The organism is Candidatus Angelobacter sp., assembly GCA_035643775.1.
Classification (GTDB): domain Bacteria; phylum Bacteroidota; class Bacteroidia; order Flavobacteriales; family Blattabacteriaceae; genus DASQPV01.
The window spans coordinates 43,855-65,356 of the sequence record DASQPV010000016.1; the positions used below are offsets into that span (position 1 = coordinate 43,855).

Annotated in this window: 21 protein-coding genes and 5 tRNA genes; 9 read left to right on the forward strand and 17 right to left on the reverse strand. The window is 30.0% G+C overall.

Going from position 1 to position 21,502, the window contains the following annotated elements; genetic code table 11:
- Window positions 1-20: 20 nt before the first annotated feature.
- From pnp to ubiE, 3 genes are read right to left on the reverse strand one after another with little or no spacing between them, the layout of a single operon-like run.
- Window positions 21-2,177, reverse strand: a complete 2,157-nt coding sequence (gene pnp / locus VE128_00345) for a polyribonucleotide nucleotidyltransferase (protein HZD83999.1) — start codon at window positions 2,175-2,177, stop codon at window positions 21-23.
- Between the two features lie 30 nt (window positions 2,178-2,207).
- Window positions 2,208-2,468 carry a 30S ribosomal protein S15 gene (gene rpsO / locus VE128_00350; protein ID HZD84000.1) on the reverse strand — a complete coding sequence of 87 codons (261 nt, stop codon included), beginning with the start codon at window positions 2,466-2,468 and terminating at the stop codon, window positions 2,208-2,210.
- A gap of 25 nt (window positions 2,469-2,493) precedes the next feature.
- On the reverse strand, window positions 2,494-3,198 hold the full coding sequence (gene ubiE / locus VE128_00355) for a bifunctional demethylmenaquinone methyltransferase/2-methoxy-6-polyprenyl-1,4-benzoquinol methylase UbiE (protein HZD84001.1): 705 nt from the start codon (window positions 3,196-3,198) through the stop codon (window positions 2,494-2,496).
- A gap of 14 nt (window positions 3,199-3,212) precedes the next feature.
- On the opposite strand from ubiE, the gene VE128_00360 reads away from it, so the two are divergent.
- Entirely contained in the window at window positions 3,213-3,455 is a 243-nt protein-coding gene (locus VE128_00360; protein HZD84002.1) for a type B 50S ribosomal protein L31, read from the forward strand.
- Between the two features lie 8 nt (window positions 3,456-3,463).
- On the opposite strand, the gene tsaD is transcribed toward VE128_00360, so the two are convergent.
- A complete protein-coding gene (gene tsaD / locus VE128_00365) occupies window positions 3,464-4,471 on the reverse strand; it encodes a tRNA (adenosine(37)-N6)-threonylcarbamoyltransferase complex transferase subunit TsaD (protein ID HZD84003.1) in 1,008 nt (335 codons plus the stop codon).
- Between the two features lie 47 nt (window positions 4,472-4,518).
- Between tsaD and VE128_00370 the strand changes: the two genes are divergently transcribed.
- The 3 genes from VE128_00370 (at window position 4,519) to VE128_00380 (ending at window position 4,771) form a co-directional block, all read left to right on the forward strand.
- A tRNA-Ser gene (locus tag VE128_00370) sits at window positions 4,519-4,602 on the forward strand.
- 11 nt (window positions 4,603-4,613) lie between these two features.
- A tRNA-Pro gene (locus VE128_00375) sits at window positions 4,614-4,688 on the forward strand.
- Window positions 4,689-4,697: 9 nt separating this feature from the next.
- Window positions 4,698-4,771: transfer RNA gene (locus VE128_00380), tRNA-Arg, on the forward strand.
- 8 nt (window positions 4,772-4,779) lie between these two features.
- Here the strand turns inward: VE128_00380 and VE128_00385 are convergent.
- From VE128_00385 to VE128_00410, 6 genes are all read right to left on the reverse strand, one after another.
- Window positions 4,780-4,865, reverse strand: a tRNA-Leu gene (locus VE128_00385).
- Window positions 4,866-4,873: 8 nt separating this feature from the next.
- Window positions 4,874-4,946 (reverse strand) — tRNA-Gly (locus VE128_00390).
- Window positions 4,937-7,456 (reverse strand): DNA mismatch repair protein MutS, encoded by a 2,520-nt coding sequence (mutS, locus tag VE128_00395; GenBank protein ID HZD84004.1) that lies wholly within the window; start codon window positions 7,454-7,456, stop codon window positions 4,937-4,939. The genes VE128_00390 and mutS overlap by 10 nt, the downstream gene beginning before the upstream one ends.
- Before the next feature lie 39 nt (window positions 7,457-7,495).
- Window positions 7,496-8,767, reverse strand: a complete 1,272-nt coding sequence (gene clpX, locus VE128_00400; GenBank protein HZD84005.1) for an ATP-dependent Clp protease ATP-binding subunit ClpX — start codon at window positions 8,765-8,767, stop codon at window positions 7,496-7,498.
- Window positions 8,768-8,779: 12 nt separating this feature from the next.
- Window positions 8,780-9,448: an ATP-dependent Clp protease proteolytic subunit gene (locus tag VE128_00405; protein HZD84006.1), complete on the reverse strand. Its 669-nt coding sequence runs from the start codon at window positions 9,446-9,448 to the stop codon at window positions 8,780-8,782.
- Between the two features lie 123 nt (window positions 9,449-9,571).
- The gene (locus VE128_00410; GenBank protein ID HZD84007.1) at window positions 9,572-9,712 is read right to left on the reverse strand and encodes a hypothetical protein; all 141 of its coding nucleotides are present in this window, start codon (window positions 9,710-9,712) and stop codon (window positions 9,572-9,574) included.
- Between the two features lie 288 nt (window positions 9,713-10,000).
- Between VE128_00410 and VE128_00415 the strand changes: the two genes are divergently transcribed.
- The 4 genes from VE128_00415 to tsaB are packed head-to-tail and all read left to right on the forward strand — an operon-like array spanning window position 10,001 to window position 12,700.
- Entirely contained in the window at window positions 10,001-11,422 is a 1,422-nt protein-coding gene (locus VE128_00415) for an oligosaccharide flippase family protein (GenBank protein HZD84008.1), read from the forward strand.
- A 10-nt stretch (window positions 11,423-11,432) separates the two neighbouring features.
- Window positions 11,433-11,642: a twin-arginine translocase TatA/TatE family subunit gene (tatA, locus tag VE128_00420; GenBank protein HZD84009.1), complete on the forward strand. Its 210-nt coding sequence runs from the start codon at window positions 11,433-11,435 to the stop codon at window positions 11,640-11,642.
- Between the two features lie 9 nt (window positions 11,643-11,651).
- Complete coding sequence (locus VE128_00425) at window positions 11,652-12,068, forward strand: SufE family protein (protein HZD84010.1); 417 nt, start codon at window positions 11,652-11,654, stop codon at window positions 12,066-12,068.
- Window positions 12,059-12,700: a tRNA (adenosine(37)-N6)-threonylcarbamoyltransferase complex dimerization subunit type 1 TsaB gene (gene tsaB, locus VE128_00430; GenBank protein HZD84011.1), complete on the forward strand. Its 642-nt coding sequence runs from the start codon at window positions 12,059-12,061 to the stop codon at window positions 12,698-12,700. Before VE128_00425 ends, tsaB begins: the two co-directional genes overlap by 10 nt.
- Before the next feature lie 4 nt (window positions 12,701-12,704).
- On the opposite strand, the gene VE128_00435 is transcribed toward tsaB, so the two are convergent.
- From VE128_00435 to VE128_00460, 6 genes are read right to left on the reverse strand one after another with little or no spacing between them, the layout of a single operon-like run.
- Window positions 12,705-13,964 (reverse strand): hypothetical protein, encoded by a 1,260-nt coding sequence (locus tag VE128_00435; protein ID HZD84012.1) that lies wholly within the window; start codon window positions 13,962-13,964, stop codon window positions 12,705-12,707.
- A complete protein-coding gene (locus VE128_00440; GenBank protein ID HZD84013.1) occupies window positions 13,957-14,565 on the reverse strand; it encodes a cytochrome c in 609 nt (202 codons plus the stop codon). Before VE128_00440 ends, VE128_00435 begins: the two co-directional genes overlap by 8 nt.
- Complete coding sequence (locus tag VE128_00445; protein HZD84014.1) at window positions 14,562-15,101, reverse strand: DUF3341 domain-containing protein; 540 nt, start codon at window positions 15,099-15,101, stop codon at window positions 14,562-14,564. Before VE128_00445 ends, VE128_00440 begins: the two co-directional genes overlap by 4 nt.
- Entirely contained in the window at window positions 15,073-16,458 is a 1,386-nt protein-coding gene (gene nrfD / locus VE128_00450) for an NrfD/PsrC family molybdoenzyme membrane anchor subunit (GenBank protein HZD84015.1), read from the reverse strand. The genes VE128_00445 and nrfD overlap by 29 nt, the downstream gene beginning before the upstream one ends.
- Entirely contained in the window at window positions 16,442-19,447 is a 3,006-nt protein-coding gene (locus VE128_00455) for a 4Fe-4S dicluster domain-containing protein (GenBank protein HZD84016.1), read from the reverse strand. Before VE128_00455 ends, nrfD begins: the two co-directional genes overlap by 17 nt.
- A complete protein-coding gene (locus VE128_00460; protein ID HZD84017.1) occupies window positions 19,435-20,721 on the reverse strand; it encodes a c-type cytochrome in 1,287 nt (428 codons plus the stop codon). Before VE128_00460 ends, VE128_00455 begins: the two co-directional genes overlap by 13 nt.
- A gap of 153 nt (window positions 20,722-20,874) precedes the next feature.
- Between VE128_00460 and VE128_00465 the strand changes: the two genes are divergently transcribed.
- Window positions 20,875-21,018 carry a MarC family protein gene (locus tag VE128_00465; protein ID HZD84018.1) on the forward strand — a complete coding sequence of 48 codons (144 nt, stop codon included), beginning with the start codon at window positions 20,875-20,877 and terminating at the stop codon, window positions 21,016-21,018.
- Between the two features lie 133 nt (window positions 21,019-21,151).
- On the opposite strand, the gene rnpA is transcribed toward VE128_00465, so the two are convergent.
- Window positions 21,152-21,487: a ribonuclease P protein component gene (gene rnpA, locus VE128_00470; protein HZD84019.1), complete on the reverse strand. Its 336-nt coding sequence runs from the start codon at window positions 21,485-21,487 to the stop codon at window positions 21,152-21,154.
- Window positions 21,488-21,502: the final 15 nt, after the last annotated feature.

Below are 21,502 nucleotides of genomic sequence, written 5' to 3' on the forward strand. Positions count from 1 at the left end.
ATTTAATTTAATTTATAGATCTATCCAACATAGGTGCTCTTGCTCTGAGGTAGAAGAGCCTTTCTAGAAAGTTTCATTTTTTTTCCATCTATTCCTATCAATTTTACTTTTATTTCATCTCCAATTTTTAGAACCTCTTCTACTTTATTCAATCTTTTATTCTCAATTTCAGAAATATGTAGTAATCCTTCCACTCCTTTAGCTAATTCAACAAAAGCCCCAAAATCTTTAATTGATTTTACTTTTGCCTTGTAAATACCCCCTATTTTTGGAAAAAAAGTAATAGACTTTATAAGATCAACTGCTTTCTGAATTTTATTAAAATTTTTTCCAAAAACTTCTACGAATCCAACTCCTCCTTTTTCTTCGATAGAAATAGAAGTATCTGTATACTCCTGGATTTCTTGAATTACCTTCCCGCCTGAACCTATTACAGAACCAATGAAATCTTTTGGAATATCCAAATAAATAATTTTTGGCGCACTATCTTTAATATTTTTTCTTGAAACTGGAAGAGTTTCTATAATTTTTTGCAAAATTTGCAATCTTCCCTCTCTAGCTTGAAAGAGAACTTTTTCTAATATATTATAAGGAACTCCTCTATTCTTAAGATCCATTTGGCATGCGGTTATCCCAAATTTTGTTCCTGCAATCTTAAAATCCATATCCCCAAAATAATCTTCCTCACTTAAAATATCTGAAATTATTACCCCTTCGTTTGTTATTTCATCAGTAACTAATCCCATAGAAATTCCAGCAACTGGATTTTTAATAGAAATCCCAGCATCCATTAAAGCTAAAGTTCCAGCACAAACAGAAGCCATAGAAGAAGACCCATCTGACTCAAGTGTATCCGAAACTAACCTTATAGTATATGGATTTTCATTTGGAATGATACTATTTAAAGCTCTCTGTGCTAATATTCCATGCCCAATCTCTCTTCTAGAAACGCCTAGTATTTGCCTAATATCTCCAGTTGAAAATGGAGGGAAATTATAATGTAGATAAAATTTTTCTCTATTTTCTAAAACGGCGCTATCAATTCTGTTAACATCAATGGAAGAACCTAAAGTTACTGTTACTAGAGATTGAGTATCTCCTCTAGTAAAAAGCGCAGACCCATGCACGCTAGGAAGATAATCGACTAAGCTCCATATTGGACGAATTTGTTTCGGAGTTCTTCCATCAATACGAATATAATTTTTTAGAATAATAAAACGAACAACTTGTCTTTTTATTTCATAAAAATATTTTTTTATACAGATTTCTTTTCTTTCATAAAGTTCTTCAGTTAAAAGCTTTTTAAAAGCTTTTAAAACTTTTTCATATTTCCTAGATCTATGTTTCTTACCTAAAAAACTTTTAGAAATCTTTATAATTTCCTCGTATGAAAACTCATAAAGCCTATTTTTTATTTTTTCTTCAAAAAAATTATTATTGTTTATATAATAAGAATAATATTTTTTTTGAGGTTTTATTTTCTGGAATAATCTGTGTTGGGCTTCTATCTGAATTTTAACATATTCATGTGCTTCTTTAAGGGCTTGCAAAAAATGTTTTTCAGAAATTTCTTTCATTTCTCCATCTATCATTAGAATAGCATCTTTAGATGCTCCTATTACCAAATCCATATCCGATTTTTCAATCTGCTCAATTATAGGATTTATAATAAATTTTCCATTATTTTTAATAATACGTACTTCTGATATAGGTCCATTGAATGGGACCCCAGATATAGTTAGAGCGGCAGAAGCAGCTAAACCTGCTAAACTATAGGGCAAAACCTCCCCATCTCCATAAGATAGAAGAGTTATCATTATCTGAATCGCTCTTGAAAAGTTTTTAGGGAATAATGGGCGAAGTACCCTATCAACTAAACGCATGGTTAGTATTTCTTCGTTAGAAGGTCTCCCTTCTCTTTTAACAAATCCGCTTGGAATTTTTCCACCTGCATAATATTTTTCTCTATATGAAACTTTCAAAGGAAAATAATTTTCTTTATGCTCTTCAATTTTATCACCTATAACAGCTGTTGCTAAAAGCATCGTATTTCCAATACTAACTACAACAGATCCATCTGCTCTTCTAGCTAAGAACCCTGCTTCTATTCTAAGAACCCTTCCGTCTTTCAAAAATACGGTTTCTTTTATTGCTTTATTGGTTACTTTAAACGTCATATAATTTTTTTTATTTAAAAAATAATCTTCTCATCTAAGATTAAATTTTTCTATAATATTCTCGTAATCATCTAATGATCTATTTTTTTTTAGATACTTAAGCAATCGCTTTCTCTTCCCTACCAAATTAACCAAAGCTCTCTCTGAATTGAAATCTTTTTTATTTAGTTCAAGATGCTTATTTAAATGGTTTATCCTAAACGATAATAAAGCTATTTGGGATTGGGTAGATCCTGTATTTTCTTCAAATCCTCCATATTTTTTAAAAATTTTTTTTTTAGAAAAGTGCATATTTAACAACTTTTAAAATAAAAAATTATTCCATTTTATTAGAGACATATATGGAAACTATTCCTAAAGTCAAAGTAATAATTTTTTTTACTAAAAACCCTTTATCAATAAACACTTTCTCTATATGAGATTTATGCGAAAAAGAAAATATTGAACGTTGTAAATAACTGTATGCAAGATTGTCTCCAGATAGTAGAAAACCTATAAATTTTAGGGTATGTAAATAAAAGGTATATAAATATTTTAGAATCTTTCTTTTTGGTTTGGAAAACTCCAAAACTACAAAAACTCCCCCAGGTTTAAGAACTCTATGAATTTCTTTTAAACAAAGATCTAGACATTCAAAATTTCGCAAGCCAAAAGACACTGTAACTGCGTCAAAAAAATTACTTTCAAAAAGCATAGATCTCGAGTTTCCCTTTAACATTTTTATACTATTCTCTAATTTTAGAGTTTTTATTTTTTTTCTTCCTATTTCAAGCATTCCATCAGAAATATCTAGACCTATAACATCTAGTCCCTTTATTGTTTTAACTAGCATTATCGCTAAATCTCCTGTTCCAGATGCCAAATCCAACACTTTTTTTGGATAAAAAGAGTAAATAACAGAGACGACTTTCTTACGCCATGTAAAATCAGCTCCAAAAGAAAGAATATGATTGATAAAATCATATTTTGGAGAAATACGATCAAACATTTTTTCAATTTGACTATTTTTATATAAATTCATAATTTATCCGTATAATGAAAAAAAATATACATCCAGAAAATTATAGATTAGTTGCTTTTAAAGATATAAGTAGTGGAGATTGGTTTTTTAGCAGATCAACTGTTAAAACAAAAGATACGATAAAAATAGAAGATATGGACTATCCTTTGTATAAGCTGGAAATTTCCAGCAAATCTCATCCATTTTTTACAGGTAAAATTAAATTCGTTGATACAGAAGGACGTATAGAAAAATTTCTTAAAAAATATAAAAAATGATTTTTCTCCTATTTTTTAGTACCCATACTAAAATGGTAAAACTTCTTTTTTCTATAACTTAGAAAACCAACTAGCGCTATCATAGCTGCATTATCCAAAGTATATTCTTTGGGTAAAAGATAAATTTCCCACCCTTTTTGTAAAGAAATATGGAAAAATCGTTTACGTAATTCTGAGTTTGCTGAAACTCCTCCAGAAAGAGCTACTTTATGAATTTTTGTTTTAAAAACAGCGTTTTCAATTTTCTCAATTAGAATATCACAAATAACTTTTTGTAATGAAGCGCATAAATCTGGTAAGTTTTTTTTAATAAACATGGAATCTATTTTTAATTGTTTTTTCGTAAAAAGCAAAATATGAGTCTTCAATCCACTGAAACTAAAATTTAATCCATTTATCTTAGGTTTTGAAAAAGAAAAACGATTAGGATTCCCCTCTATCGCATATTTATCAATTAAAGGACCTCCAGGGTAAGGAAACCCCCAGAGTTTGGCTACTTTATCAAAAGTTTCTCCCACTGAAACATCGACCGTTTTTCCTAACAAATTAATTTTGAAAAAATCATTTACAAGTACTATTTTTGTATGTCCTCCACTTATGGTTAAACATAAAAAAGGAAAATCTGGAGGATTATAATGAACCCCTTCAATAAAATGAGCTAAAATATGAGCTCTAACATGATGCACTCCAATTAGGGGTATATTTAGTGTCAAAGCTAAAGATTTAGCAAAAGAAGCACCTACAAATAAAGAGCCAATAAGACCAATACCTATTGTAAAAGAAACTGCATTCAACTGATCTTTAGATATTTTTGCTGAAGAAAGAGCTTTTTGAATGATGTAAACTATGTTTTTTTGGTGAAATCTAGAGGCTAATTCTGGTAGAACTCCACCAAAGTTTTTATGTATTTCTTGGGTGGATACTTCGTTTGAAAGTACACGAAACCCTTTACTCACAGAAGCTGATGTTTCATCGCAAGATGATTCTATACCCAAAATAATAGGTGTTTCTCTCATTTTATAAAAATTTAAAGGATGTTTCTCTCATTTTATAAAAATTTAAAGGAGAGTTGCCGGAGTGGTTAAACGGAATAGTTTGCTAAACTGTCGACATCGCTGTCGCGTGGGTTCAAATCCCACACTCTCCGTCTACGATCTACGGGGTGTGGCGTAGTTTGGGTATCGCACCTGGTTTGGGACCAGGCAAACGAGGGTTCGAATCCTTCCACCCCGACTACCTAAAGGTCACGTAGCTCAGTTGGATAGAGCACTTGCCTTCTAAGTAAGAGGTCACAGGTTCGAAGCCTGTCGTGATTTTTTTTTATTGGTACCTATGGCGGGAATCGAACCCGCATAACCAATGGTTACAGGATTTTAAGTCCTGCGTGTCTGCCAATTCCACCACACAGGCATTAAATAAGCGAAAGGCGGGAATCGAACCCGCTACCTCGACCTTGGCAAGGTCGTACTCTGCCAACTAAGCTACTCTCGCATTTTTATCATTTTTTTAAACTCATTAAGTTTTATTAATGCATCTACAGGAGTTAAAAGATTCAAATCTATCTTAAGAAGATTCTCTCTTATGGATTCAAGAGTTTGATCTTGAAAAAACTTGAATTGAAAATTTAAAATTTCAGTAGCACGTTGAATTATGTGAATGGGAACTCCAGCCATTTTTGCAACGTGAATACCATAACTGTGTTCGCTTTCTCCTTGTATAAGTTTATACAAGAAAACTACTTTTCCATCTATTTCCTTTACGGATACATTAAAATTTTTAATTCTATTAAAAAATCTAGACATTTCACTTAATTCATGGTAATGTGTAGCAAATAAAGTTTTAGGTCTTTTAACATGCTGATGGAGAAATTCCGTAACAGCCCAAGCTATGGATATTCCATCATAAGTACTTGTCCCTCTTCCAATTTCGTCAAAAATTATCAAGCTTCTATCTGAAAAATTGTTCAAAATATTTGCGGTTTCATTCATTTCAACCATGAAAGTTGATTCACCGAGAGAAATATTATCAGAAGCACCCACTCTACTAAAAATTTTGTCTATTCTCCCAATTTTAGCACTTTTAGCCGAAACATAACTTCCAATATGTGACATTAGAACAATCAATGCTGTTTGCCGAAGGATCGCAGATTTTCCAGACATATTAGGCCCCGTAATCATTAAAATCTGTTGATCGCTTCTATTAAGATGAATATCATTAGCTATATAAGTTTTCCCAATAGGTAGATTCTTTTCAATAATAGGATGTCTTCCCTTAAAAATTTCTAAATCAAAAGATTCGTCTAATACTGGCCTAATGTAATTATTTTCAGAAGAGCAAATAGAAAAAGAATGAAAAACATCAATACAAGCTATATTTCTTGCGTTTTCTAGCATAATTTTTATATATCCAGAAAGATGGAGAATCAATTCATTAAAAATTTCCTTTTCTAAATAAAAAATTTTTTTTTCAGCGACCAAAACTTTAGCCTCATACTCTTTTAGCTCTTCGCTAATATATCGTTCAGAATTTGCTAAGGTTTGTTTACGTAACCATCTACTCGGAACTTTATTTTTATATGCATTTCTTATTTCTATATAATACCCAAAGATTCTGTTGAATGAAATTTTCAAACTTCCAATACCTGTACGTTTACGCTCTCTTAAGATAAGTTTTTCAAGATAATCTTTACTTGAAGACATCAAGTCACGTAAATAATCTAGCTCTTTAGAATAACCTTTTGCTATAAAATTTCCCTTATTAATTTTATAAGGAGGATCAGAAGAAAGTGTTTTCATAATTCTGTCGCAGAATCCAATCCAAGAATGGAGTTTTTCAGCTAAAATTTTAAATACAGATGATTTTACTTTTAAAAGAATTTTTTTAATAGTAGAAATTGCGACCAAAGATTTATGCAAAACGATTACTTCTCTAGGTGTAATACGTTTAGAAGAAATTTTAAAGGTGAGTCTTTCAACGTCAGATATTCTTTTAAGTTGATCAAAGATTCTTAATGAAACGTTTTTTTTATCCAAAAATTCAAATACGGCATTATGTCTTTCTTCAATTTTTGAAATATTTTTAAGCGGAAATAAAATCCACCTTTTCAGAAGCCTAGCTCCTATGGTAGATACTGTTTTATCTAGAATATTAATTAGTGCAAGGCCTTTGTCGTTAAGAGATTTTACTATTTCAAGATTTCTCAAAGTAAAATCATCTATCCAGAGATATTTTTCTTCTTCCATTTGGCTAATAGAAGAAATATGTTCAATGCAATTGTGCTCAGTATCAGAAAGATACTGTAAAACAGCACCAGCTGCTGATATAGCTAAAGGGAAATTTTCAATTCCGAATCCTTTAAGAGATATTGTTTGAAACTTACAAGTAAGTTTTTCGTAAGCTGCGTTATATTCAAAAACCCAATCAAACATAGCATAATTACGATACCCTACCCCAAAAACAAGATTAAATATATTTTTAAATTTTTTGGGGTAAATAATTTCATTTGGCTGAAAACGTTTCACTAATTCATTTACATGTTTTGCTGAATTTTCTAAAATAAAAAATTCTCCAGATGAAATATCCAATAATGCAGCTCCTCCCTTCTCTCTTTCCCAGAAAAGAGATATTAAAAAATTGTTAGTACGAGAATCAAAGATTTGATCGTTTAATGCAAGAGACGGGGTAACTAATTCTGTAACATCTCTTTTTAGAATAGAATTAGACTGAGATTCTTCTAACTGATCACAAATAGCAACACGAAAACCAGCTCTAACAAGTTTTGGTAGATAAGAGTCAATGGAATGATATGGAAATCCAGCTAAATCAATGTTCGAACGTTTTGTCAAAGCAATATCAAGTATTTGAGAACATTTAATAGCATCTTCTGCTAAAGTTTCGTAAAAATCCCCCACTCTAAATAGCAATAATGCATCAGTATATCTTGATTTTATCGCATAATACTGATTCATAAGTGGGGTATTTTTATATTCATTTTTTTTCACAATATTTGCTAAATTGTATACGTAACTTACACGCTGCTCCTATTCAAATTTATTTAAGTAACAAAGTGGACGAATCTTTTCTAGGATAAACTCTTTATCAATTAAAATATTTACAGGACCATCTATATCAAACATGATGTCTCTTAAAATATATTCGCAAAAAGAACGCAAACCTCGAGCGCCTAAATTAAATTCCAAAGACTTTTCGGAAATAATATCTAAAGCTTCATCTGTAAAATTTAAAGATCTTTTATCCAAAGAGAAGATCTTTTGATATTGTTTAATCAAGGAGTTATTGGGTTCTAATAAAATCCTTTTCAGAAAACTTGGATCCAAAGGATCTAAATGAACAATAACTGGAAAACGCCCTATTAATTCAGGAATTAAGCCAAATTCCTGAATATCTTGAGCCAGAACAAAATGTAAAAGGTTTTCTCTATTTTTCATTTCTTTTTTTTTGGTTTGATATCCTATTCTGGATAAATTCAATCTATTGGAGATTATTCTTTCTAAACCATCGAAAGACCCTCCTGATATAAACAATATTTTCTTAGTATTAATAGGGATCATTCTTTGATCCGGATGCTTTCTTCCACCTTGAGGTGGAATGTGAACAATAGACCCTTCTAATATTTTCAGCAAAGCTTGTTGTACTCCTTCTCCGGAAACATCCCGGGTAATAGAAGGATTATCTCCTCTCCTAGCTATTTTGTCTATTTCGTCAATAAAAACTATTCCTTGTTCTGCATATTTTATATCGTAATCTGCAGCTTGTAATAATCTGGTTAAGATGCTTTCCACATCTTCCCCCACATATCCTGCTTCTGTAAAGACAGTTGCATCAACTATTGTAAATGGTACCTTTAAAAGTTGGGAAATACTTTGTGCAAGTAAAGTCTTTCCTGTTCCAGTTGCCCCAATCATCAAAATATTAGATTTTTCCAATTCTAATCCATCCTCCAAATAATCATAGTATGCGATGCATTTGTAGTGATTGTAGATAGAAACAGAAAGTGTCTTTTTAGCTTCATCCTGGCCTATGACATGTTTATCTAAATAAAATTTAATATCTTTAGGGGTCATAAAATTTCTTAAATTTTTATTGTTATTCTGAGTATGAGTATTATTATAATGAGGAGTATGAAGTATAGGATTTCCTATCCTTTTGAAAAAGGATCTCTTTTTCATTAAGAGACTAGCTTGAGATATACAATGATCGCAGATATATCCTTCTTCTTCTACTCCACCTATGAGTACAATTACTTCTGCTCTTTTTCGGCCACAAAAAACACATTTTAACTCTCTTTTCATAACTTTTTATTTTTATTCTGCTCCTAATACTTCATCAATAATTCCATATTTCAAAGCTTCTTCAGAAGTCATCCAAAAATCTCTATCAGAATCTTTTTCAACTTTCGAAAAAGATTGTTCACTATGAAGTGCGATAATTTCATATATTTCCCTTTTTATATTATTGATTTCACGCATTGAAATCTCAACATCAGAAGCTGGGCCATATATCCCACCTATAGGTTGATGTAGCATTATCCTGGAATGCTTTAATCCTGCTCTTTTTCCCTTTGTGCCTGCACAAAGTAATACAGCTGCCATTGAAGCCGACATTCCTGTACAAATGGTTGAAATATCCGGTGAAACCATTTGCATCGTATCGTAAATACCAAATCCAGAATAAACGGAACCACCCGGTGAATTAATATATATCCGTATTTCCTTATTATTAACTGATTGCAAAAACAATAACTGGGCTTGAATAATATTAGCTACTTGATCATTTATATAAGTCCCTAGAAATAGAATTCTATCCATCATTAATCTGGAAAAAACATCTATTTGAGCAACATTTAATTTACGTTCTTCAGTAATATAAGGTGTAATAGAAGATTCATAAAAAGATTTTAAAGAATCCTCATAATAATGTAAGGACAAGCTGCTAATGCCCTGATTCTTGATAGCGTATTTTTTAAATTCCACTGAATTTTTAATTTTTAATTAATTAACGAAAAATAAGCATTTATAAAAAAAAAATCAAGAGCTTAAAAATTTTTAAATCATTAACCAATTTATTTTCAATTAATTGAAAACGAAAAAAATGCTCTATTTCTTTATCCTTGTTATCCATATATTCCGTATAATATGAATAAAATCTTTGGTAAAAAAAGTTTTTTCCACAAGTTTCTCTAACATAATATCATTATACAAATAATCATCGACTTTACTGTCATACAAGGATTTCACTAATTTCTTAGAAATTCAGAAATCTCTATGATTATATGAGCGTTTAAAAATTTTTTTTCTATACAATTTTTTTTTACCCTACATTCTCTTATATTCAGAAATTCCAAATAGGAGGATAAAATTTTTTTAATTAGTTAGTTTTTCTATTTCACGTATGTATTCCTAAAGAATCCATACCTGGCAAAAAGGTTCGAAAATTGATAAATTACTGAATTAAATTCGTCAATTTTATGTTTCTACATTTTTTTTTTATTTTTTTATTTTATTTCTACCAAATGTATAAACTCTGTGTATAAAAAGATAATTAAACAAACTATTGTATACGGTATAGGATATATAATCCCAAAGTGTGTTAATTATCTATTTTTAAAATTATTTACCACAAAATTAGCCCCAATTGAATTTTCACTTTACAGTGATATGTACTCATCCTCTTTTTTGCTAATTAATTTTCTTACTTTTGGGCTAGAAAACTCTTATTTACGTTTTCTGTATAAAAACAGAGGAAGAGAAAAAACAATTGTTTTTTCTAACGTAATGATTGTATTCTCTTTTGTATCCGTAGGAGTTTTACTTTCTGGACTTATTTTTATATATCCTATATCTTTTTTAGGAGGATACAAAGGACATGAAGAATATCTCTTAATGTTCTTTATGATAATATTCCTTGATATTCTTTGTGTACTTCCAATGACTTGGCTTAGAGCTAATGAGATGGACGTTAGATATTCGTTTATCAGAGTTTTTGGGGTTTTAATATTTTTTTCTGTTAGCATGTATATGCTTTCATCGGTTAATCATATTGTTTTCTTACCAATTGATCTTATCAAAAAACATACAGATAGAACTGGATATATTTTTTTTTCAAATTTTGTTGCTTCTTTAGCAAGTTTTATCTATTTTCTCCCAATTATTATAAAGACAAATTTTAAAAAAATAAATATTCCCTTAATTATTAAAATGCTTAGATACGGGACTCCTATAATGATTGGAGCTCTTGTTTTTTCTATTAATCAAAACATTGATAAGCTTATTATTAAACGATGTATTTCTGATGAAATGAACGGAAGCTATACGGCATGCTATCGTATAGCAGCTTTCATAAGCTCCTATGTAATGTCTTTTAGGATCTGCATAGAGCCTTTCTTTCTCAAAAAAGCTGAAACGGTAGATGCTAAAATTATTTATAGCAAAATGACTTATTTCTTCACTCTAGTGGGATCCGTTATTTATTTTTTCATTTGTTCTAATGTACAGCAAATAGCAAAACTTATGATAAACAAAAAATATCATAGAACTTTATCTACTGTTCCGTTAATTATGATGGCTGATCTTTTTTTAGGAATTTATATAAATTTTTCTATTTCCTATAAAGTTATTGATAAAACTATTATTGGAGTATATATTTCTTTAATTGGAATACTTGTTACAATTTTATTTAATATTTTAGTTTTATTCTCCAAATTTGGATTTTTAATGAGTTCTTTAGGAATATTAGCTTCGTACGCAGCTATGCTTCAAGTCTCATATATCTGGGGCCTGAAGAATTATCCTGTGAATTATCCTAAATGGAAAATGATATTTTTACTATTTTTAGCATATATAGCTGGATCTATTACTTGTATTACAAATGGAATTATTCTAAATCTTTTAGAACAAGCAGTATATTTAATGATTGTTTACTGCTTTTTTTTCAAAAAAAAACATTAAAATTTAAATCATGGATTTCATATTAGTTACATTGGGTGCTTTTGGCACCACAGAAATTATAGTAATTGTTATTTTATCTCTACTTATTTTTGGGGGTAAGAAAATTCCAGAACTTATGAAAGGATTAGGTCTAGGAATTAGAGAGTTTAAAAAAGCAACTCAAGAAGATCTAGAAAGAGAAGATAAAAACCAAGAAGATGAATCTAAAAAGGATAGATGAATTAAGAGTATGAGTATAGTGGAAAGAGAAATAATAGGAGAATTTTTCCAATTTGAAAATTGGGAAGAACGATATGAACATATTATAAATATTGGTAAATCACTTCCAAAAATGGAAGAACGAAGTGAAGACAAGCTAATAGGAGGCTGCTTATCCAAAGTATGGATTTACGCATATTTAAGAAATGGAAATATAATTTTACGAGCTGATAGTGATGCTATTTTACCTAGTGGAATTTCTGCTCTGATTATCAGAGTTTATTCTGATAGATCTCCCAAAGAAATTGAAATTATACCTGAAAAAATAAATTTTATTTACCATATTGGACTGAATGAGTTTATCTCTCCCATTAGGAGTAATGGAATGTTCTCTATGATTAACAAAATTAAATTTTATGCAAAGATTCTTCAGAAGTTATGGCTATAATACTTAATATAGAAACTTCAACAAAAAATTGTTCTGTTAGTATTTCTAAAGACGGAAACTGCATTAGTCTTTTTGAGTTTAAAACGAAAAACTATTCTCATTCCGAGAATCTACATGTTTTTATAAAAAAATCTTTGAAAGAAGCAAGAATAAAATTCTCCAATTTAAATGCTGTCTGCGTTAGCAGGGGGCCTGGATCATATACTGGTTTAAGAATAGGAGTATCTTCAGCTAAAGGTATTTGTTACGTATTGAATATTCCTCTTCTATCCATAGATACTCTTACTGTAATGAGCAAAGAAATGAATCCAGATGAAGGATTTTTGATCCCTATGATTGATGCTAATCGTAAAGAAGTTTATACAACCGTATTTGATTCTTTTGGTAAAATGCTTTGTCCTATAAAGGCTATTATATTAAATAATAATTACTATCAAAAATATTCCAATAAAAAAATTCATCTAATAGGAGATGGAGCATTCAAAGCTTTGAATGTTCTAAAACTGGACTTTGAATATCATCCTAATATAATACCTTCAGCTAAGAATATGGGAGAAATCTCTGAGATGCTTTTTCAGCTTAAAAAAAATGAAAATATTTTATTATTTGAACCATTTTATTTGAAAAAATAGACCATTAAAATGGATACTCATAATATTTACTCTCAATAAAAAATGGATGACCATTAGCTTCAATATTCGATTTTTTAAATTTTCTAAAAATAAAAAAGAGAAAAAATCCACTCATAAATAAAAAACTCCCAATTTCTGTAAATCCAAATCCATAAAATACTCCTACGCAATCAGGCATTATCATGTTATAAATATCTATGTAATGACCTATAAGAATAATACATCCAATGAAAAAAACTATCCTAGGTTTTCTCTTTACATTGCTTCTAATTAGACCAATAAAAGGAAATAAAAGGGTGGGAAAAAGCATCCAAAAATGGATGTTTTTGTATAGTTCAGATCTTTGAAGAAAATAAGAGACCTCTTCTGGTATATTTCCATACCAGCATAAAAGAAATTGTGAAAACCATAAATAAGTCCATAATAAGCTAGTGGAAAACATATATTTAGCTAGGTCATGCATATGATTACTATTAAAAGTTGATAAATAACCATTTTTTTTAAGAAATATAGAGACCATAGTAATAGTAGTGATTCCACTAACCATATGCGTACAAATAACATACCAACTAAATAAAGTACTGAACCAATGTGCATTTATAGACATAATCCAATCCCATCCCATTCCCATTGAAGAAAAAGCAAAAAAGAGAATAAATCCAATAGATGCTTTACGTAAAGCACGATAATCTTCTTTTTTATACAACTTACTGTAAAATAATTTTATCCTAAAAATAAAAAAAGTACATAAAGTTATGTAAATGAAACTTCTTAGAATAAAAAATGGAATATTCAAAAAAGGGGATTTGTTAGCAATGAGTTCGTTATAATTTAACGAATATGGATTTTGTAATGAAGGAATCATCCAAGTAAATATATGAAAAAAACCTAAAGCATTAAGAATTAATATAATAAACACCCCTATACTTACATAAGGAAGAAAAGAGTAAATACATTCCATAACAGGGAACAATATGGTTGCCCATCCAGCATTAGAAACATGTTGGATAACAATAAAAAATAATACTCCAATAGAAACTCCTGTAAAATAAAAAGCAGAGACATAACATGCTGCCCAAGGTCTATTATAAAAGTAGTGCGTATTTTTAGAAGAAAAGAGTACTGGATTATTTTTTATGAATTCTTCCATTTTATACTCTTCAAAATGAAGACATCTATAAAGTCCTATTATAAATAAAGTTAATCCAAATAGAATTAAAAATATAGATATCTTTTTCCAACTTAACAAAGGAGACTTATCCATTCCATATACATTTTTTTAAGTAAATTACATACATTGCGACTTTCCAACAATCCGACATTTTAAGTTGAGAAGCATAAGATCCCATATTATTTTTTCCGTACATTATTACGTGAAAAACGCTACCTAATGTAATCTCTTCTCTATCTTTATAACTAGGAACTCCGATTATTTTTACATTTTTTACTAAAAGACCTAACCCATCTCCATTGTTACTATGACATATAGAACAATTAATACTATACATTTTCTGACCAAGCTCTATATTCTTTTTTATTTCTTGGTAATTTAAAGGAGAATAAGTTATTTTTTTTGAGGATTCGTATCCATCATTGGAATTGGGAATATCATAAGGCAATATGCCCTCTTCATTTCTAGGAACACTTCCAATTACAGGGAGTAAAGAAATAACCATTTTTCTAAAATAATAATGGTTATTCGATCTATTATTAGAAGGATTGTCTGGGTGAGAATAAGCTTCATATGCCTCAGAATAATACATGTCTGGCATATAAACCAGATTTGGGAATCTTTTATATGAACATGAACGAATAAAAAAACATTCTAAAAGAAGAATCATTAAAAAATAAATAAATATTTTCATAAATCTTTCAGAGTAATCTCTATGGAACCACTTTTTTTAATAAAATTAATTAGTTCATTAGAAATCTTTTGATCTCTAATTTCTAGAAGAAATTTATCATCTGTACTTCTTGGATCTGGATTTTGATCTTTAGATCCAGGAAATAAAGCACATTTAATTAAATATGAAATGCAAAGAAAATGTGCTGTGCAAAAAATCGTAAATTCAAAAATAACTGGGACAAAAGCTGGAACATTCATATGCCAAAAAAAAGAAGGTTTTCCACCAATATTTTGAGGCCAATCATAATTCATTGTATACCAGGTTAATACAAAAGATAAAAACATTCCCAAAAAACCATAAATAAAGGCCATTTTAGAGAGAGACGTTTTTCCTAAATTTAGGATTTTATCTAATCCGTGGATGGGAAATGGTGTATAAACTTCTTGAATTTTTACCCCTTTATCTATCAAGATTTTGATCCCTTTTAATAAAACTTCCTCATCCTTATATAGGACGTAAATGATCCTACACCTGTTTTCTTCTATATTTTTCATTTGATGATTTTAAAATGGTTTTTAATTCTGATTGTGCTATTACTGGAATTGTAATTCCATATAAAAGATAAAGAACAAAAAAGAATCCAAAAGTTCCTATAAATATTCCTATATCAACAAAGGAGGGTAAAAAACCTGTCCAAGTGGACGGTAGATAATCGTGACTAAGATTTAGCACTATTATATCAAAACGCTCAAACCACATACCTATATTAATGAATATCGAAATTACGAAAGACCAAAGAAAACTTTTCCTAATTCTTTTAAACCACAAAGCTTGGGGAATTAATACGTTGCATATAATCAAAATCCAGAAAGCCCACCAATATGACCCTGTTGCTGCTTCTGTAGAAAAATAGGTAAAATCTTCAAATGGGCTGCCTGAATACCAGGCTAAAATAAATTCTGAAATATAAGCTATACCTACTATACCACAGGTTGCCAGAATTACCATATTCATATTTTCAACGTGTTTTTGGGTTATATAATCTTCTAAATGCAATACTTTTCTAGCTATTCCTAGCAATGTTTGAACCATTGCAAATCCTGAAAAAATTGCACCAGCTACAAAATAAGGTGGAAAAATAGTACTATGCCATCCTTTAATTACCGATGTAGCGAAATCAAAAGAAACAATAGTATGTACTGAAAATACTAATGGGGTACAAATACCAGATAGAATTAAAGAAACCTCTTCAAAATTCTTCCATTGTTTAGCCTTTCCTCCCCAACCAAAGCTTAATATACTATATATTTTCTTTTGAAGAGGTTTAACAGAATAATCTCGGAGCATGGCAAAGTCTGGAATCAATCCCAGAAACCAAAAAATAGTTGAAACTGAAAAATAAGTGCTGATAGCAAATACATCCCAAAGAAGCGGAGAATTAAAATTTGGCCAAAATGTTCCGAATTTATTTGGAATGGGAAAAACCCAATATGAATTCCAAGGACGTCCCATATGGATAATTGGGAAAATGCTAGCTTGCATTACAGCAAAAATAGTCATTGCTTCTGCAGAACGATTAATAGATAATCTCCATTTCTGACGAAATAAAAGTAAAACAGCGGATATTAGAGTTCCAGCATGTCCAATTCCTACCCACCAAACAAAATTTGTGATATCCCAAGCCCAATTTATGGTTCTATTTAATCCCCAGGTTCCTATTCCTTTTCCTACTGTATAAAAAATGCATACTCCCCCCCAAATCATTGCAGTTAATGCAATAATGAAAGAAATCCACCAAAGCTTTCCTGCTTTAGTCTCTACCGTACAAGAAACATCTTTAGTAAGATCATTATAGTTTTTTTTACCTAAAATTAAAGGCTTTCGTATAGGATACTCATAAGAGAACATCATTATTTTTATTTCTAATCTTCACTTGATAGAAAACATTTGGTTTTGTTCCTATAAAATCAAGTAATTGATAACTTCTTTTATTCTCTAACTCCTTGAAAACTTCGCTTTCTTTATCGTTTATATCTCCAAAACGGATTGCATTAGTTGGACAGGCTTTGGAACAAGCTGTTTGGAACTCTTCATCTTTAACTTTTCTTCCTTCTTTCTTAGCTTTCAGTATGCTAGTTTGCGTAATTTGAACACACATGGAACATTTTTCCATTACTCCTCTGCTTCTAATAACTACCTCAGGGTTTAAAACCATTCTTCCAAAGTCATTGTTCATATGAAAATCAAACTTTTCATTTTCTGCATAGTTAAACCAATTAAACCTACGTACTTTATATGGGCAATTATTAGCACAATAACGAGTTCCTATACATCTATTGTAAGCCATCATGTTTTGACCTTGTATACCATGTGACGTAGCAGCTACTGGACAAACTGTTTCACACGGAGCATTATTACAATGTTGACACATTACAGGTTGGAATATTACACTGGGATTTTTATCTGGCTTAAGCAAGTTTGAGTACATTCTTGGTTCAGACGATATATTTTTCTCTGAAAATCCTTTTTTGGATAAACTTTCAAAGTTCTCTTTTGTTGAGTAATATCGATCAATTCTAAGCCAATGCATATCTCTAGACTTTCGGATTTCTTCTTTTCCAACAACGGGAACGTTGTTTTCTACATTACAAGAAATGACACAAGCTCCACACCCAATGCAAGAGTTTAAGTCCACTGAAATATTAAAATGATGTCCTTGGCTAGAATCTTGTTCACTCCAAATAGTGACTCCTTCTGGAGTAATATTCCCATTATAAATGTAAATTTTTTCCTTTTTATTCCAATTTTCTTTCGGTTGATTTAAGAAAATTTCTAAGTCTGTTTCAGATGCGATAGAGTTTCTCCCTACACTGGTATTTTGGAGCTGAATACAAGAAAAATCATGGATTCCTTTTGATTTTTCAATCTTAATACCTGCTTGGAGAATATTAAAATTTTTATAAATTCTGTACGCATTTATTCTTCCTCCTTTTTGGGCTATTTTACCTTTTATTTTTCCGTATCCTAAAGCTAACCCTAATGATCCTTTAGCTTGTCCAGGTTGAATGTAAACAGGAACATTTTCTATTTTAACGCTTCCCATATGCAAGTTCACCATATGACCATGCACAGAACCGTCTCCTACATTCCAATTTTTAATACCAAGTTTTTTAGCATCATGCGATGAAATGGTCATATAGTTATCCCAAGTAGTCCTTGTAATAGGATCTGGAAATTCTTGTAGTAAAGGATTATTTCCCTGAGTCCCATCCCCTATCCCTATTTTTGTGTAAAGTTTAATTTCGAATCCTTTTTTTCCTTTTTTTTCCGTTCTAAAATTATTAGAAGTTGTTCTTGTGTTCCAATTGATAGAAATGTATTCTGGAATTTCCACCCATCCTTTAAATAAAGCTCTATTGAAGGAATCTAAAGTAGATTTTGGTAAAATCTTTTTTTCCCAAAATTTTCTTAGGTAGTCGTAATAATTACGAAAGGGAAGAACTTTTTCCTTTATATTTTTCCAAATAAGCAAAGAATCTTGAAATTGTCTTGTATTAAAAATTTTTCTAATAGTTGGCTGAATCAATGTATAAATTCCGTTTACAGGATTTGCATCACCCCAGCTTTCTAACCAATGAGGTATTGGAGCTAAAACTTGTACAGCGTCAGAAGTTTCATCTTCCTTCTCTGAAAAGTAAATACTAAGATCTATTTTTTGTATGGCTTTCCTTAACCATTCACTTTCTGAAAAACTATACAACGGGTTCGTATTAAAAATCATAAGAGCTCCAATAATACCTCTTTTTAGAGAATATAAAAAATTTTTAAACCCTTCGTCATTACTTTCTTTAGAAAGGATAAAACTATTCTTAATTAGAGCATTGCTTTTTATCTTCTGATTAATGAGAAGAGATAATGCATAAGATTCTTTATCTCCATCTGCCAATATCAAAACATTTGGGCCTTTAGATAGAATTTCTTTTGCGAGTCTTTGAGCAAAGATATCTTTAGACCCCTCACTATCACTAATAGCTTTATAAAGCTCAGCCAATATACGCTTAGCTTCCGAAGGTTTAACCGGAATTCTAAGATCCGCATTAGCCCCAGATAGACTCATATTGCTTTCAATTTGAATATGACGAAGCATACCTATTCTAGGGCTCCTACTTCTAGCATAAGAAAATCCTAAATTTTCTGGACTCCAATCTCCCAGAAAATCGGCTTCAAAAGATACAATAAGTTCAATTTTGGAAAGCTCATAACGAGGAAGCGCTCGAATCCCCCAAAAATCTTTTGAAGCATCAAGCGCTTTAGAATAGGATATTGCATCATAGATAACGAGACTTGTATTAGTATATATTTTTGAAAAATCTGTAATGAGATTTTTAGTTGAGGGACTAGGGTAGGAACTACTCAGTATAACAATTTGTTTACCTTTTCTAGAAATATTTTTCAATGCTTCCACCACGTAATTATCAAGTACTTTCCAAGAAGTTCTTTTTCCTCGTATATATGGATTTTTCAAACGTTCTTCATCATAAAGAGATAAAAGAGAAGCCTGTACTCTAGCTGACGTTTTATTAAAGATTTTAGCGGTCTTATTTGGTTCAAGTTTTATGGGTCTTCCCTCCCTTGTTTTTACTAAAACACAACTAAGATCAAAGCCATCCAACATTGTTGAAGCATAATAAGTAGGTTCTCCGATAGTAATAGATTCAGGTTTAAAAATATAAGGAATAGATTTAATTACGGGTCCTTTACATGCTGCTAATGCAACAGCCACTGTACCAAATCCCATACACTTAAGAAAACTTCGCCTAGAAGTTTTATACTCTATTTCAGAAGTAAAGAAATTTTTAAAATCATAACTAATATCCATTTTCTTTTCTAATAGTGACAACTTTTACATTCAATTCCTCCAACAGAAGCTACTGTAATTTTATTATGCTTATTTTTTAGCTTTTTATGCAGTTTCTTGAAATATTTTGTATAATAAAAATTATTCATATCGATTTCTGTGCTTCTATGACAATTAATACACCATCCCATAGTGAAATCATTTGACATTTTAATTTCATCCATGATTTGAACTTGTCCATGACAAGCTTTGCAAATAATATCGACTTTCTTGTATTTTTGGATCGTTTTTCTTCCAGAAACAACATGTTGTGAATGATTAAAATAGACGAAGTCTTGCATATTGTGAACGCGTATCCATTCTATTGACTGCATTTTTCCAGAAAATTCTCTGGTTTTCGGATTCCATCCAACAATTTTATATATTTTTTGTATTTCTTTATCGAAAAAAGCCTTATCTTTTTTTTGGGGTAAATAATTTCCATTATATTCTGTAATACTCAGGTGACAATTCATGCAAACGTTTGCAGCTGGAATTCCTGAAATTTTTCCATATTTCGCATTTGAGTGACAATATTGACAATCAATTTTCTGAATTCCAGAATGAATTTTGTGTGAAAAAAAAATCGGTTGTTTAGGTTGAAAACCTTCATTTACATCAATGTTAATGAAGAATTCCCATAAATTATAAATAACTAAAATTCCTAGAACAGAATAGAAGATGAAACGGTTTTCTTTTTTCCAAAAAAAAAATGATTTTCTTTTTTGTATTATGTACTCTTCAATGGAATTATCGTTTCTGATTCGTAACAGAACAGAAAACCTAATAAGAAGCCAAAACAAAATGATCGTAATAACAGAAAAATTCAATAAGATAATTTTTCTTAATTCCTCTTTTTTTTCAGTATCAGTAAAAGAAATTTTTTCTATTCCCATCTTTTTAATAGGAGGGTTTTTAATAAAATCTAATATATCGTCTATTTCTTGATCAGAAAGATTTGGGAAAAGATTCATTTCTATCTTTCCGTATTTTTGATAAATATAAATTGCATCCTTATCTCCACTATCTCTGAGGTCTTTGTTATTTTTTATCCATTTTTTTAGCCAATTGCGATTTTTTCTATCTGTTATTCCTGATAAAGCTGGGCCAATCAACTCTTTTTTTAAATCCATAGAATGACAAGCTGTACAATTTTTTTTAAAAAGATTTTTACCATTTTCGATGTTTTTATTTTCAGCATTGGCTGTTTTTTGAAAAAATATACAAAAAAACAAAATTAAAGCCATTTTTAAGTATTCAGACATAGATAAATTCATTTGTTTCCTGTTTAATGATGTTATTTAGCATCATAGATATATTAGGTAATCTCCCTATTATTATAAGCCTAAAAACAAATAAAAGCATAATAGATGCTAAAAAAGTGATCTTATCATCTATTTTGATCTTTCCTTTTCTCAGGAAATGCTTTATTGAAAATTATTGGGATTGATATCTATTCATTTTCGATAGCTGGATCTATCGTTTTGTTTTTTATATCCATTGAAATGATTTTAGGACTGGAAATGGAGGTTTCCGTTGTCCAGGCTCTTCTATGCGGTCCCATTATAGTCTAGAAGTTATTCTTATTGATTTCTTTTCTTAGCTATAGAATATTCTGATATTTTCGAAAATATAATAGGAAAAAGTGGAATGAAAAAAATTGTTTTATTGTCTTTTTCTGGAAAAATTTTGACGGAAAATGTCCATTTAATTTTCTACATTTTCTTTAAAAATTAATATTTTTTTCATATTTTTATCTACAATGCTAGATATTGTAAGTATATTTACTCTGTATCTAACAGATAGATAGAATTCTTTTCTATTGAGCTTGAGAAAGGATTCTTTGTTTATCCTAAAAGAAGATCTAAGCAACCTTTTAATTCTATTACGATCCACAGATTTTTTAATTTTTTTTTTTGAAACCAAAAAATAAATTTTACTATGAATAGGTAAAAAACCCTCTTTCTCAAGATAGAATAGGCATAAATTTTCTACTGAAAAAGATTTTCCAATTTTAAAAAGAATAGACTTTTTGCCGTTCAAACTTTCTTAGTTTTT

Bases quoted from the DNA above. Each gene is read 5' to 3' on its own strand.
- tatA (HZD84009.1), top strand. From the start codon at position 11,433: ATGGATTTCATATTAGTTACATTGGGTGCTTTTGGCACCACAGAAATT.
- rpsO (HZD84000.1), bottom strand. From the start codon at position 2,468: ATGCACTTTTCTAAAAAAAAAATTTTTAAAAAATATGGAGGATTTGAA.
- tsaD (HZD84003.1), bottom strand. From the start codon at position 4,471: ATGAGAGAAACACCTATTATTTTGGGTATAGAATCATCTTGCGATGAA.
- VE128_00460 (HZD84017.1), bottom strand. From the start codon at position 20,721: ATGAATTTATCTATGTCTGAATACTTAAAAATGGCTTTAATTTTGTTT.
- VE128_00435 (HZD84012.1), bottom strand. From the start codon at position 13,964: ATGGATAAGTCTCCTTTGTTAAGTTGGAAAAAGATATCTATATTTTTA.
- VE128_00445 (HZD84014.1), bottom strand. From the start codon at position 15,101: ATGAAAAATATAGAAGAAAACAGGTGTAGGATCATTTACGTCCTATAT.
- nrfD (HZD84015.1), bottom strand. From the start codon at position 16,458: ATGATGTTCTCTTATGAGTATCCTATACGAAAGCCTTTAATTTTAGGT.
- clpX (HZD84005.1), bottom strand. From the start codon at position 8,767: ATGAAAAGAGAGTTAAAATGTGTTTTTTGTGGCCGAAAAAGAGCAGAA.
- VE128_00425 (HZD84010.1), top strand. From the start codon at position 11,652: ATGAGTATAGTGGAAAGAGAAATAATAGGAGAATTTTTCCAATTTGAA.
- VE128_00360 (HZD84002.1), top strand. From the start codon at position 3,213: ATGAAAAAAAATATACATCCAGAAAATTATAGATTAGTTGCTTTTAAA.
- ubiE (HZD84001.1), bottom strand. From the start codon at position 3,198: ATGAATTTATATAAAAATAGTCAAATTGAAAAAATGTTTGATCGTATT.
- pnp (HZD83999.1), bottom strand. From the start codon at position 2,177: ATGACGTTTAAAGTAACCAATAAAGCAATAAAAGAAACCGTATTTTTG.
- VE128_00440 (HZD84013.1), bottom strand. From the start codon at position 14,565: ATGAAAATATTTATTTATTTTTTAATGATTCTTCTTTTAGAATGTTTT.
- tsaB (HZD84011.1), top strand. From the start codon at position 12,059: ATGGCTATAATACTTAATATAGAAACTTCAACAAAAAATTGTTCTGTT.